Source organism: Sphingomonas oligophenolica (assembly GCF_039522915.1).
Lineage (GTDB): Bacteria > Pseudomonadota > Alphaproteobacteria > Sphingomonadales > Sphingomonadaceae > Sphingomonas > Sphingomonas oligophenolica.
Genome location: NZ_BAAAEH010000065.1, coordinates 128,776 through 141,054, shown reverse-complemented (window position 1 = coordinate 141,054; position 12,279 = coordinate 128,776). Strand labels below are relative to the sequence as shown.

Annotated in this window: 12 protein-coding genes and 1 pseudogene; 5 read left to right on the top strand and 8 right to left on the bottom strand. The window is 66.6% G+C overall.

Features of this window, described 5'->3' with window-relative positions; all coding sequences use genetic code 11:
- Positions 1-166 precede the first annotated feature (166 nt).
- Both def and recR read right to left on the bottom strand, forming a co-directional pair.
- Positions 167-697 (bottom strand): peptide deformylase, encoded by a 531-nt coding sequence (gene def, locus ABD050_RS28305; protein ID WP_343892923.1) that lies wholly within the window; start codon positions 695-697, stop codon positions 167-169.
- A 302-nt stretch (positions 698-999) separates the two neighbouring features.
- A complete protein-coding gene (gene recR, locus ABD050_RS28300; protein WP_343892935.1) occupies positions 1,000-1,596 on the bottom strand; it encodes a recombination mediator RecR in 597 nt (198 codons plus the stop codon).
- A 53-nt stretch (positions 1,597-1,649) separates the two neighbouring features.
- Between recR and fmt the strand changes: the two genes are divergently transcribed.
- The 5 genes and pseudogenes from fmt to ABD050_RS28275 all read left to right on the top strand — a co-directional run bounded on the left by fmt (position 1,650) and on the right by ABD050_RS28275 (position 5,487).
- Positions 1,650-2,564, top strand: a complete 915-nt coding sequence (gene fmt / locus ABD050_RS28295) for a methionyl-tRNA formyltransferase (RefSeq protein ID WP_343892922.1) — start codon at positions 1,650-1,652, stop codon at positions 2,562-2,564.
- Positions 2,561-3,310: a tRNA pseudouridine(38-40) synthase TruA gene (gene truA, locus ABD050_RS28290; RefSeq protein WP_343892921.1), complete on the top strand. Its 750-nt coding sequence runs from the start codon at positions 2,561-2,563 to the stop codon at positions 3,308-3,310. The genes fmt and truA overlap by 4 nt, the downstream gene beginning before the upstream one ends.
- An 18-nt stretch (positions 3,311-3,328) precedes the next feature.
- On the top strand, positions 3,329-4,045 hold the full coding sequence (locus tag ABD050_RS28285; protein WP_343892920.1) for a carbon-nitrogen hydrolase family protein: 717 nt from the start codon (positions 3,329-3,331) through the stop codon (positions 4,043-4,045).
- A gap of 246 nt (positions 4,046-4,291) precedes the next feature.
- Positions 4,292-5,237, top strand: a pseudogene (locus ABD050_RS28280) (IS1595 family transposase).
- A gap of 97 nt (positions 5,238-5,334) precedes the next feature.
- Complete coding sequence (locus tag ABD050_RS28275; RefSeq protein ID WP_343892919.1) at positions 5,335-5,487, top strand: hypothetical protein; 153 nt, start codon at positions 5,335-5,337, stop codon at positions 5,485-5,487.
- Here ABD050_RS28275 and ABD050_RS28270 read toward each other — a convergent pair.
- The 6 genes from ABD050_RS28270 to ABD050_RS28245 form a co-directional block, all read right to left on the bottom strand.
- Complete coding sequence (locus ABD050_RS28270; protein ID WP_343892918.1) at positions 5,464-6,342, bottom strand: DUF3800 domain-containing protein; 879 nt, start codon at positions 6,340-6,342, stop codon at positions 5,464-5,466. The two genes, ABD050_RS28275 and ABD050_RS28270, sit on opposite strands and share 24 nt — an antisense overlap.
- Positions 6,343-6,440: 98 nt before the next feature.
- Positions 6,441-7,616, bottom strand: a complete 1,176-nt coding sequence (locus ABD050_RS28265) for a class I SAM-dependent RNA methyltransferase (protein ID WP_425542523.1) — start codon at positions 7,614-7,616, stop codon at positions 6,441-6,443.
- Between the two features lie 5 nt (positions 7,617-7,621).
- Positions 7,622-9,013, bottom strand: coding sequence for an NAD(P)H-hydrate dehydratase (locus ABD050_RS28260; RefSeq protein ID WP_343892916.1), 1,392 nt, complete (start codon positions 9,011-9,013; stop codon positions 7,622-7,624).
- Positions 9,010-9,489, bottom strand: coding sequence for a hypothetical protein (locus ABD050_RS28255; RefSeq protein WP_343892915.1), 480 nt, complete (start codon positions 9,487-9,489; stop codon positions 9,010-9,012). Before ABD050_RS28255 ends, ABD050_RS28260 begins: the two co-directional genes overlap by 4 nt.
- Before the next feature lie 301 nt (positions 9,490-9,790).
- On the bottom strand, positions 9,791-11,512 hold the full coding sequence (gene ilvD, locus ABD050_RS28250) for a dihydroxy-acid dehydratase (RefSeq protein WP_343892914.1): 1,722 nt from the start codon (positions 11,510-11,512) through the stop codon (positions 9,791-9,793).
- A 9-nt stretch (positions 11,513-11,521) separates the two neighbouring features.
- Positions 11,522-12,256 carry an N-formylglutamate amidohydrolase gene (locus ABD050_RS28245; protein WP_343892913.1) on the bottom strand — a complete coding sequence of 245 codons (735 nt, stop codon included), beginning with the start codon at positions 12,254-12,256 and terminating at the stop codon, positions 11,522-11,524.
- Between the last annotated feature and the right edge of the window lie 23 nt (positions 12,257-12,279).

The following is a 12,279-nucleotide window of genomic DNA, read 5'->3' as shown; positions in this document are numbered from 1 at the left end:
AGGATTTGTCTGCCGTGCACCAACCCCTACAGATAAAATCCCGGACAGCAGTGGGAACAAGTCCGGGATGACGTTTTTGGAAACAGATTCGTATCTTAAAGAGACGTTTACAATGAGATAGTGGCTTAACTTAGCGCCAATGCCCCCCCGCCGGAGTGACGGCGGATCAGGCCGCCTTGCGCGCCTTGGCGAGCTTCTTCAGCACCATGTCGCGCTTCAGGCGCGAGATATGGTCGATGAACAGCACGCCGTTCAAATGGTCGATCTCATGCTGGATGCAGGTGGCGAGCAGGCCGTCGAAATCCTCTTCATGGGAAACGCCCTCCCCGTCGAGCCATTTCACCCGGCAGCGCGCCGGGCGTTCGACCTCGGCATATTGGTCGGGGATCGAGAGGCAGCCCTCATTATAGGTCGAGGTCTCCTCGCTGACCGACACCAGCTCGGGATTGATGAAGACGAGCGGGGTGCGGACCGGCTTGGCCTCCTCGGCATCGCTCTCGGGCTCCTGCAGGTCGATGACGACGATGCGCTGCTCGATCGCGACCTGGGTCGCGGCAAGGCCGATACCGCGGGCATCATACATCGTATCGAACATGTCGGCGACGATCGAGCGGACGGCATCGTCCACCTCGGCCACTGGCCTGGCGACGGCGCGCAGGCCGGGATCGGGAACTTCGAGAATGGTCAGGACGGACATGAGGGCGAGCTAGGAAAGAGCAGGCCTGTCGTCAAGTTCCGGGTGTGGCGCGCACCCTCGCGAAGCCGTCCCTGTTCGGGGCCTTCAACGATTCAGCTCGGTCGCCCTACCAGCATGTTCACGCGAAGCCGCGAAGGCGCGAAGAGCGCGCCGATAAAGAATTGCCCGAATCTCTTCGGAAAAAACCACGACCGGATGGAGCGAAATGCCCGCCCGCCGTGAATCCCTTCGCGTCTTCGCGTCTTCGCGTCTTCGCGTCTTCGCGTGAATCCACTTCCCGCGAAAGGGATTGTCGATCGCGCCTAGGAAACCGGCCGCCGCGCCCTGAGCGCCTGGGCAAGCGTGCCCTCGTCGAGATAGTCGAGCTCGCCGCCGACCGGCAGGCCGTGCGCGAGCTGGGTGACGCGTATCGGGAAGCGCTCGATTCGCTCGGCGATATAGTGCGCGGTGGTCTGGCCCTCGAGCGTCGCGTTCATCGCCAGCACGACCTCGTCGATCCCGCCCGCCTCGATCCGCCGCACCAGCGAATCGATCGCCAGATCCTCGGGCCTGATGCCTTCGAGCGCCGAGAGCCGCCCGCCCAGCACATGGAAACGGCCGGGAAAGAGCCGCGAGCGATCGAGCGCCCAGAGATCGGCGACCTCCTCCACCACGCACAAGGCGCGGGAATCACGGCGCGGATCGGCGCAGACGCCGCACGGGTCAATCGTATCGACATTGCCGCAAACAGAACAGGTTGTCAGCCTTTCCTCAACCGCGGTGAGAGCCGAGAGCAAGGGCCCGAGCGCCGCCTCGCGCTTCTTGAGCAGATGCAGCACCGCCCGCCGCGCCGAGCGCGGGCCGAGGCCGGGCAATCGGGCAAGGGCCTGGGTAAGGGCTTCGATCTCGGGAGACGCCATGCGGAACAGATAGGGGGTTGCACTGCCCTCTGCCAAGCGGCCAGAGCGTGCCCATGCGGATCGTCTTCATGGGAACCCCCGATTTCTCGGTGCCGGTGCTTCAGGCGCTGGTGGATTCAGGCCATGACGTCGTGGCGGCGTACAGCCAGCCGCCGCGCCGCGCGGGCCGCGGCAAGGCGGTCAGGCCCTCCCCGGTCCATGCCCATGCCGAAGCGCTGGGGATCCCGGTCCGCACGCCGCTCACCCTGCGCGACGCCGAGGCCCAGGGCGAATTCGCTGCGCTCGGGGCCGATGTGGCGGTCGTGGCGGCCTATGGCCTCATCCTGCCCCGCGCCGTGCTCGAGGCGCCGCGGCTCGGCTGCCTCAACGTCCATGCCTCGCTGCTGCCGCGCTGGCGGGGCGCCGCGCCGATCCAGCGGGCGATCCTCGCCGGCGACGCGGAAACCGGCGTCTGCATCATGCAGATGGAAGCCGGGCTCGATACCGGGCCGGTGCGGCTCACCGGGCGGACGCCGATCGACGGCAAGTCGGCCGGCGTGCTGACGGAGGAGCTGAGCGCGATGGGCGCCCGGCTGATGGTCGAGGTGCTCGGCGATATCGGGGCCCATCCGGCGGTGGCGCAGCCCGAGGATGGCGTCACCTATGCGGCCAAGATCGACAAGGCCGAGGCGCTGATCGACTGGTCGCGACCCGCGGTCGACGTTGAACGCGGGATCCGGGCGTTCAATCCGGTGCCGGGCGCGTTTTTCGAGATTCAGGGCGAGCGGGTCCGGGTGCTGGCGGCCGAGCTCGATCGTCATCCCGGCGGAGGCCGGGGCGAGGGAACAGTCCTCGACGACAGCCTGACCATCGCCTGCGGCGACGGCGCAATCCGCCCTCTCCTGCTCCAGCGCGCCGGGCGCGGCGTCATGACGTCAGCCGAATTCCTGCGCGGCTTCCCCATCCCGCCGGGCACGATCCTGGCATGACGCGCTTCGCGCTCACCGTCGAATATGACGGCCGGCCGTTCATGGGCTGGCAGCGCCAGGCGCATGGCCCGAGCGTCCAGGAAGCGATCGAGACGGCCGCCCGCAAGATCACCGGCGAGGCGGTGGCGGTCCATGCCGCCGGACGGACCGACGCCGGCGTCCACGCCACCGGCATGCGCGCGCATCTCGACATCGAGCGGCCGATCACCGCGTTCAGGCTGATGGAAGCGCTCAACGCAGTGATGCGGCCAGCGCCGGTGGCGATCCTCGCCTGCGAGACGGTGGCCGACGACTGGCATGCGCGCTTCTCCTGCATCGCGCGGCACTATGAATATCGGATCGTCACGCGCCGCGCACCGCTGACCTTCGAGAACGGCCTTGCCTGGCGCCTGCCCGGCCCGCTCGACGCCGACGCGATGGCCGAAGGCGCCGCGCGGCTGGTGGGGCGTCATGACTTCACCACCTTCAGATCGGCGCATTGCCAGGCGGAAAGCGCGCTGAAGACGCTCGACCGGCTCGACGTGGTTCAGGAAGGAGAGCGGATTAACGTCTTCGCCTCGGCGCGGTCCTTCCTCCACCATCAGGTGCGCTCGATGGTCGGATGCCTTGCGCTGGTTGGCCAGGGGAAATGGTCGGCCGATGACGTGCAGGATGCGCTCGAAGCGTGCGACCGGGCACGGCTCGGGCTCAACGCGCCGCCCGACGGGCTGTATTTCCGGCGGGCCGATTATCCCGATACCGTGTGAGTTCCGAAGCATCCCGTGATGCGCGTCGCCGCCTTTCAACGCCTGCCGGCTTGCGACGATATCGATGCCGGCGCCGAGGCGCTTCTCGCCGACCTTGAATGGGCCGATGCGCGGGGCGTCGATCTCGCGCTGTTTCCCGAGGCTCATCTTGGCGGCCATGCCTATCTGGCCGCGACGATCGAAAGCCGCGCCATGCGCCTCGACGGCGAAGCGGTTCGGCATCTCCTCCTCCGCCTCGCCGCCATCCGCTCGACTGCCGTCCTCGGGCTGTTCGAGTGGCGTGGCGAGCAGATCTACAACAGCGCGATCGTGGTTCAGCGCGGGCGGATCATCGGTGGCTATTCAAAGGCCCATCCCAATGAGGAGCGGATCGCCCCGGGAAACGCCTTCCCCATCTTCGAGTGCGCGCCCCGTCGGTTCGGCATCAACATCTGCAATGACGCCAACCACCCGCACGCGGCACAGGCTGTCGCCGATGCCGGCGCCGCGCTGATCTGCTTTCCGCTCAACAACCTGTTGCCGCCCGACGTCGCTGAGCGATGGCGCGAACGCCACATCGCCAACCTCGTCGCGCGCGCCCGCCAGACCGGCTGCTGGATCCTGTCTGCGGACGCTGCCGGAGAACAGGGCGGGCTTGTCGGTTACGGATGCACCGCCCTGGTCAGCCCCGACGGCGATGTCGTCGCCCAGGCGCGCGAAGGCATCGATGACGTCGTGGTACATGACCTGCCGTGAAGCGACGGCGATCCTGAACCGCTGTCAGGCGCGGCTGAACCGCCCCGCCAACTCCACATGCGTCGACCAGCGGAACTGCCCGACCATAACTCACCCGTCATGCCGGACTTGTTCCGGCATCCACCGGCCCGCAAGAGCAACGCCGTCCGAATCTGCGGCACCGTGGACCCCGGACCAGGTCGAGAACGTTACACTTTACAACCCCAGCCGCTAGGGATAGTGTTTCCGTCATAAGGAGATACTCCCGTGGCAAAGTCTGTTCTGAGCGCATCCCACTTCCACATCGAGGAAGCCGCGTTCGCCCACGTTGAAGCCCTGCTTTGGCCGGAAGGCCCGACGTGTCCGCACTGCGGAAACTGCGATGGCGAGCGCATCGGTCGCCTGCAGGGTAAGAGCAGCCGGATCGGCCTTCGCAAATGCTACGCTTGCCGGGGGACCTTCACCGTTCGCATGGGGACGATCTTCGAAGACAGCCATTTGGCGCTGCACCTGTGGCTTCAGGTGATCCACCTTATGTGCGCCAGCAAGAAAGGCATCTCCACGCGTCAAATTCAGCGGATGCTCCAGTGCAGCATGAAGACCGCTTGGTTCCTTACTCATCGCATCCGCGAGGCGATGAAGGGCGGCCAGATTGGCCCGCTTGGAGGTGAAGGTCAGACCGTGGAAGCCGATGAGACTTTCATCGGCGGCAAGGAGAAGAACCGTCACAAGAGCAAGCGCGCCACCTCGCGGCTCGGCGGAAGCTGGGGCAAGGAAACCGTGCTCTCGTTGGTCGAGCGTGACGGGCGCGTTCGGTCCTTCCACGTCGCCAGCGTTACCGTTGCGAATTTGCGGCCTATTCTCGTTGGCCAGATCGACAGCGCTTCGCTTCTCTGCACTGATGACGCTGGCCAGTATCGTCAAATGGGCCGCGACTTCCGGCATGAAGTCGTGAACCATGGGGCTGAGGAATACGCGCGCGGCCCGTTCCACACCAATTCCGTCGAAGGCTTCTTTCGATCCTGAAGCGCGGGATCGTCGGCTGCTATTTCCACGTCAGCGAAAAGCACCTTCACCGCTATCTGGCCGAGTTCGATTTCAGGCATTCGAGCCGCAAAAGTTGGGGATCGACGATCAGACCCGCGCGGATATCGCGCTGAAGGGCTTCGCCGGTAAGCGCCTGACCTATGAAACAACTCGTTTCTCAACCTGACGGTGACTGCAAAACCCGCTGGTGGCGCGCGCGGGCTCGCCTGCCAGCGGAAGACCCGCAGGGAATCTTTGTCTTCCTTCTAGAGTGAGGTGTCGACATGAAGCGTGAGCCGCCACCCAAATGGGATGATCCAGAGGAATCGAAGCGGTTTCTGGAAACAGCGAAGGCCGTCGAAGCCAGCGACGATCCCAAGGATTTTGAGCGCGCCATCAAGGCCGTTGCCCCCTCACGCAGCAAACCCTCCGGGTAGGCCAGAGGCCATAGCGGCGCGATAAAGCGTCCCGATCCTTCCGGGAATGCCGTCGTAACCGGGGCCTCCTCGGTCCATGTGGGCCCGCACCGTCAACAATACTTCCCGGGTAAGCTCGCCGCCGATGTCTTTTGGGCGAACCAAGGCCAGAAAGTCCTTCCTCGGCTTCATATTCCCCTGAGCCGCCCTGATGAGATGGTTGCGGTAGAGCCATGCCAGCAGGTCGGCTGCCTGCAACGGCAACGCATTCCGTTTGTCGAGAAACGCATGGGCGTAATAATACATAAAATCCACGACTTCCGGCCCGTACTCGGCAATCATATTCATGTGTTCATTGGTTTGGCTGGCGTGGCGGTGACCAGACTCAAAGAAGAATGCGATACGGCCTTGATAGTCATTGGTCTGCGCCCAATGGCGCACACCTCCCACAGCAATCATTAGCAGATAGCTATAGGCTGGGCATGCGGCTACAAACGGCCCCATAACTTCATCGTACAGCTTCGGATCGACCGCAACACTGAACCCAAGCACTGACCGGCGCTTGATGTTCTGGATCAGCAGCTTTTCCGAAAGGATGCACTGTTCCTTTGACCAGCCTTCGTAGTCGCCTTGGCCATGGGTACAGTCGGTCATGTGAGCTGCGGGGAGGCCTAGGCGCTCAAGGTCTTTGGCCCAATCACGGGAAAACAGCCGCGCTTGCTCCTTTTTGAAAAGGAAGCCTGCCACCGTCATCATGGGCGACCCGTCATGGGTGCCGCTCTCGTCGAAATAGACCTCCGACAAGACCATCACACAACCGCCTTGAGGAGCAACGACATCAACAAAAGCATCCCAGAGAGCGCATGCCGCGTTCACAGTGCACTCCCAGAACTACTCTTAGCGCATGGGGCTGTAAAGTGTAACGGTCCCGACCAAGTCCGGAGGTGACGTCATGAGTGAGGCGGGACGAGCGCCTATCGGCTGAACCGCGCGGCCAGCTCGACATGACTCGACCAACGGAACTGCCCGACCGGCTGGATCCAGTCCAGCCTGTAGTCACCTTTGCACAGAATCTCCGCATCGCGCGCGAAGCTGCTGGGATTGCATGAAACATAGGCAATCGCCGGCACTTTCGCCCCGGCCAGCTGCTCCACCTGCTCTCGTGCCCCGGCCCGGGGCGGATCAAGCACGATCGCATCGAACCGGTCGCATTCGGCCGTCGTCAGCGGCCGCCGGAAGAGATCCCGATGTTCAGTGAAGACCGGGCGCTGCGCGCGCGCGGCGGCTGCCTTCAATGACAGGATGGCGTCACGCGCTGCCTCGCCGGCATAGACCCGGCCGGGCAACGACAGGGCGAAGGTCCCGAGCCCGGCGAACAGATCGGCAATCGTCCCCGCCTGCCCGATCCCCTCGCGCACCGCCGCCACCAAAGCAGCCTCGCCCTCGCGCGTCGCCTGGAGGAAACTGTTGTGCGGCATCGGCACCGGCACCCCGCCGAGCGTGATGGTGACCGGCTCGGGCTCCCAGCGCGTCTCCGGCCCAAGCCCGGTGTCGATCGCGAAGCGCGCGACGCCGTGGCGCTGGCAGAAATCGGTGATCGCTTCGGCGGCGGCCAGCCCTTCGGCCTCAATCCCCTCGATCAGCAGGTCGATCCCCTGATCGGCCTCGGTCAGATGAAGCCGCGCCCGGCGATTGCCCCTGAGAAAGCGCGCCAGCAGACCCCGCAGCGGCGCGACCAGCGCGAACAAGGCCGGCGCCAGGATCCAGCATTCCTGGATATCGACGAGGCTGTGGCTCGATCCCTCGCTGAAGCCGATCCTGATCCTGCCGCTTTTGCTCTCCGCCTGGAGCGCGGCGCGGCGCCGGGTGCGCGGTGGCGACAGCGCGGGCGGGCGGATCTCGGTGGTCAGCCCCTGCGCGGCGAGCGCACCGGCGATGCGGTCAGTGATGAAGCCCGCATAGCTCTCGTCATCGAGATGCTGGAGCTGGCAGCCGCCGCAGACCGGGAAATGACGGCATGGCGGCATCTGGTGGTGCGGACCCGGCACGACCTGCCCTTCGGCGGTCAGCATGTCCCCCGGGGCCGCCAGCGCCGCGTGGCGGCCATTGGCGGTGATGCCGTCGCCCCGCGCGGCGACACGGACGATCATGTCGGTCACAGCGATGCCCGGGCCGCGGTGAGCGCCCTTGCGAGATCGTCGGCGATGAAGGCAGCGCCGATCCGGCGTGCCGCCTCGGCATGGAGCCAGACGCCGGCACAGGCCGCCTCGAACGGCGCCTCCGGCTGGCCCGCCAGCACCGCGCCGATCGCGCCGGCGAGCACGTCGCCGGTGCCGGCGGTCGAAAGCCAGGGATTCCCCGCCCCGGCGAGCCGCACCGGCCCTTGCGGCGCGGCGATCACGGTGTCGGCGCCCTTGAACACGATCGTCGCGCCGGCCCGGTCCGCCGCGGCACGAGCGCGGTCGATCTTGCTCCCGGTTCCGGCACCGAACAGCGCGTCGAACTCTCCTGAATGCGGCGTCATGATAACGGCGGCGTCACGGTCGCGCACCAGGGCAAGCCGGCGGTCGTCGAGGAGATGGAGCGCATCGCCGTCGATCACCAGCGGGCACGGCGCGCCGAGCGCGTGATCGAGCCGCGCTTCGGCCTCCGCGTCGCGGCCGAGGCCCGGGCCGATCACCAGCGCGCCGATCCTCTTGTCGTTCAGCGCCTCGGGCGAAAATGGCCTGCGGACGATGGCGTGGGGCGCCTGCGCCCCGCCCTCGGCAAGCAGCAGCACATAGCCGGCGCCCGAGCGCAGTGCCGCCTCAGCCGCGAGCGCCGCCGCCCCGGGCATTGCGCCGCCGACGATCGCGACCATGCCGCGGCTGTATTTGTGGGCCTGCGGTCCCGGTGGCGGCAGGCCGGGCCGCGCGAGCGTCTCGACGCTGCTCTCCGCAGCGATGCCGATATCGAGGATGCGGACCTGGCCGCATCGGCTCGCGGCCGGCTGGAGCAGATGGGAGGGTTTCGCCGCGCCCAGGGTGAGGGTGAGGTCGAAGGCCGGCACCATGCCGAAAAGGACGCCATCGTCAGTCGCGACGCCGCTTGGCAGGTCGACCGCGATCGACAGCCTCGCCGCCGCGACACAGCGCCCGAGCGCCGCCGAGGCAGTCGAATCGAGCGCGCGCGAAAGGCCGGTGCCGAACAGCGCATCGACCAGGATCGGCGCCGGGGCGACGTCAGCCAGCGTTTCGACCGGACCGGTCCAGCCGGCGCGCGCGTTCTTCGCTGCGTCGCTCATCGGCGCACCCGTGGCGGCGACGCGAACCGCCAGCCCGGCGGCGGCCAGCGCGGCCGCGACGACATAGCCGTCGCCGCCATTATTGCCCGGGCCGCACAGCACCAGGACGGGCGAGCCCGAAGCGAGGCGAAGCACCACCGCCGCAACCGCGTGGCCGGCGCGCGCCATCAGGCTGTCGACGGTCGCGCCCCGGTCGATCGCCGCAGCCTCGGTCGCGCGCATCTCGCCGGCGGTGAGGATCGGCTGGCCGGCAAGTGGCGTCATGATTTCGGCGTCCGGCCGCGCACCGTCGCGGGCAACCGATAGCGGTCGCCGCCGAGCGCAACCTCGATGCTGTCCTTGTCGAGGATCGTCACGACCGCTTTCTCGGCGCCGTCGGCGGCGATCACGCCGCGGCCGTCCTTGGTCACCAGCAGGCGGTGGAAGGCGCCGTCGGGGTGGCGGACGGTCAGGATCAGGCCGTCGGCGCCCTGCGCGCGCTCGACGGTGCAGACCCGCGCGAAATCGCTCGAGCCCTGGCGCGCGCAGATGATGCTGTCGCCGCTCTCGACCGCGGCGCGTTGCTCGGCCTCGACCTTGGCGAGGGTGGCATGATCGGTCTTCGCCTCGCTACAGCCGGCAAGCAGGAAGAGGAGCGACGCTGCACCGGCTCCGATCGACCTTCGGGCCGAATGCCGCGATTCAACCGGAGAGCGCGCCGTGGCAGGCTGGGATCGGACAGCGCCCTTCCCGGGCGCCATCCGGTTCTTTCTCAGCGTTGATATCCTGTTGGACAATCGGAGCTGGCTGTTCTTCCCCGGAACAGCCAGCAATGCTGGCTGATAGCTGGCTGTTATGCTGGCTGTTACCTGGCTGTTATCCGATAACAGCCAGCCCGGCTTCAAGTATTTGAAATCATGCCATAAATCCCGGCCGGAATTCCAACATAACAGCCAGCAAATAAAATGTTCGTCGATAACAGCCAGGAACAGCCAGCAATGCACCCCTTTTGTTGGACGCGACTCGCCGCCGGGCCGATCCTCCGCTGACCCTCGATCGGCCCTAGATATCCGCGTAGACATGGGTTTCGGCCGCTGCTCCGGGGTGCGTGACCGCACCCTTATAGGCAGGACCGACATTCTGCGCATAGCGCCACAGCGCGCCCGACTGATAATCATTGGTGCGCGGCTGCCACCGGGCGCGGCGTTCGGCAAGCACATCCTCGGCCACGTCGAGGTCGATCGTGCCCGCCTCGGCATCGATTCGGATGATGTCGCCGTCCTCGACCAGGGCGATCGGGCCGCCCTCGGCCGCCTCGGGGCCGACATGGCCGATGCAGAAGCCCCGCGTGCCGCCCGAAAAGCGGCCGTCAGTGATCAGCGCGACCTTTTCGCCCAGGCCGAGGCCGTAGAGCGCAGCCGTGGTCGACAGCATCTCGCGCATGCCCGGGCCGCCCTTGGGACCCTCATAGCGGATGATGATCACCTCGCCCTCGTTGATCGTCCGCGCCTCGACTGCCGCGAACGTGTCCTCCTCGCAGTCGAACACCCGGGCCGGACCGGTGAACTGGAGGCGGTGCATGCCGGCGACCTTCACGATCGCCCCGTTCGGCGCGAGGCTGCCGCGCAGGCCGACCACGCCGCCGGTCGGCGAGAGCGGAGTCTTGACGTCGTAGATGACTTTCTGGTCGGGATTCCACGTCACCTGGTCGATATTCTCGCCGAGCGTCTTGCCGGTCACGGTCAGGCAATTGCCGTCGAGGAAGCCGCCCGCCAGCATCGTCTTCATCAGCATATAGACGCCGCCTGCCTCATACATGTCCTTGGCGACATACTTCCCACCTGGCTTGAGGTCGGCAATGTAAGGTGTTGATTTGAAAGCCTCGGCGACGTCGAACAGGTCGAACTCGATTCCCGCCTCATGCGCCATCGCGGGGAGATGCAGCGCGCCGTTGGTCGAGCCCCCGGTCGCCGCGACGACCCGCGCCGCGTTGATGAAGGCCTCGCGGGTGCAGATGTCGCGCGGGCGGATATTGGCGGCGATCAGCTCCATCACCTGCGCGCCGGCGGCGACCGCGATCTGCTCGCGGGTGCTGTAGGGTGCCGGCACCATGTTCGAATTGGGCAGCGACAGCCCGATCGCCTCGCCGACGCACGCCATGGTGTTCGCGGTGAACTGCCCGCCGCACGCGCCGTGCCCGGGACAGGCGACCTTTTCGAGATCGGTCAGGTCGGCGAGCGGGCAATTGCCCGCGGCATGCTGGCCGACCGCCTCGAACACGTCGACCACGGTGACGTCATGGCCGTGATAGCGGCCGGGCAGGATCGAGCCGCCATAGACGAAGATGCTCGGCACGTTGAGGCGGAGCATCGCCATCATCATGCCGGGGAGCGACTTGTCGCAGCCGGCAAAGCCGACCAGCGCGTCATAGCAATGGCCACGCACCGAGAGCTCGACCGAATCGGCGATCACTTCGCGGCTGATCAGCGAGGATTTCATCCCCTGATGCCCCATCGCGATGCCGTCGGTGACGGTGATGGTGTTGAAGCGCCGCGGCATGCCGCCGCCCTGGATCACGCCGGCGCGCGCCGCATTCGCCTGGGCGTCGAGCGTCGTATTGCACGGCGCGCTGTCGTTACCCGCCGAGGCGAGCCCGACGAAAGGCTTGGCGATATCCTCCTCGGCGATCCCCATCGCATAATAATAGCTGCGGTGCGGGGCGCGCTCGGGGCCGACCGAGACATGGCGGCTGGGGAGCGTCGATTTGTCGAATTTCTGGGTCATGGCGGCGCCCTATGTCGCGGAAGGGCGCCCCGACGCAAGTATATTGCTCATCTCGGCGAGGATCGGGGCGAGAATCTCGGTCCAGCGCGCAACCCCGGCCGCGTCGCTGATCAGATCGTTGCGGATTTCGATCGCGACGCTGGGGATGTCGTTCGCCTCGCCGTGCCGGTTGAGCGTCGCGTTGAGCAGGCGGCCCGAATAAGGCTCGTTGTCGCCGGTCACGATTCCCGCCTCGGTCAGCAGGCGGATGGCGATGTCGGCGGCGCGGCGGTCCTGGTTGGAGAGGATGCCGGCCTGCCAGGGGCGCTCCCCCGCCCCGCCGCTTTCGAGTTCGGGCGTGAAGCTGTGGATCGAGGCGAGCAGGATCGGGCGCTCGGTTCGGATCAGCGCGGCCAGGGCGTCGTGATACGGATCGTGGAAGCGCCTGAGTCGGTCGGCGCGGTCGGCGGCCTGGTTGCCGGGGATGGCATGGCCGTCGCTCGCCAGCGGGATCAGCGCCGGGTGGTCGGGCTCGCGGTGGAGATCGATCACGAGGCGCGAGACGGTGGCAAGGATCGCGGGGGCGTTCAGCCGCGCCGCCAGCCGCTCGGTCAGCGGCGCGGCGCCGATATCGATCGCGATATGCTTGCCGAGCAGCGCTGCGTCGATGCCGAGATCGATATCGTCGGGCACGGCGTTGGACGCATGGTCGCAGATCAGCAGGATGCCGCCGGGTTTGCCGGGCAGGATCAGCGGCATACTCATCGGCGCGCGTCACGCAAAAGGAC

Excerpts from the sequence above, each read along its gene's own strand:
- fmt (WP_343892922.1), top strand. The coding sequence starts at position 1,650 with ATGCGGATCGTCTTCATGGGAACCCCCGATTTCTCGGTGCCGGTGCTT.
- ABD050_RS28245 (WP_343892913.1), bottom strand. The coding sequence starts at position 12,256 with ATGAGTATGCCGCTGATCCTGCCCGGCAAACCCGGCGGCATCCTGCTG.
- def (WP_343892923.1), bottom strand. The coding sequence starts at position 697 with ATGTCCGTCCTGACCATTCTCGAAGTTCCCGATCCCGGCCTGCGCGCC.
- truA (WP_343892921.1), top strand. The coding sequence starts at position 2,561 with ATGACGCGCTTCGCGCTCACCGTCGAATATGACGGCCGGCCGTTCATG.
- ilvD (WP_343892914.1), bottom strand. The coding sequence starts at position 11,512 with ATGACCCAGAAATTCGACAAATCGACGCTCCCCAGCCGCCATGTCTCG.
- ABD050_RS28260 (WP_343892916.1), bottom strand. The coding sequence starts at position 9,013 with ATGACGCCACTTGCCGGCCAGCCGATCCTCACCGCCGGCGAGATGCGC.
- ABD050_RS28255 (WP_343892915.1), bottom strand. The coding sequence starts at position 9,489 with ATGGCGCCCGGGAAGGGCGCTGTCCGATCCCAGCCTGCCACGGCGCGC.
- ABD050_RS28285 (WP_343892920.1), top strand. The coding sequence starts at position 3,329 with ATGCGCGTCGCCGCCTTTCAACGCCTGCCGGCTTGCGACGATATCGAT.
- recR (WP_343892935.1), bottom strand. The coding sequence starts at position 1,596 with ATGGCGTCTCCCGAGATCGAAGCCCTTACCCAGGCCCTTGCCCGATTG.
- ABD050_RS28265 (WP_425542523.1), bottom strand. The coding sequence starts at position 7,616 with ATGATCGTCCGTGTCGCCGCGCGGGGCGACGGCATCACCGCCAATGGC.
- ABD050_RS28275 (WP_343892919.1), top strand. The coding sequence starts at position 5,335 with ATGAAGCGTGAGCCGCCACCCAAATGGGATGATCCAGAGGAATCGAAG.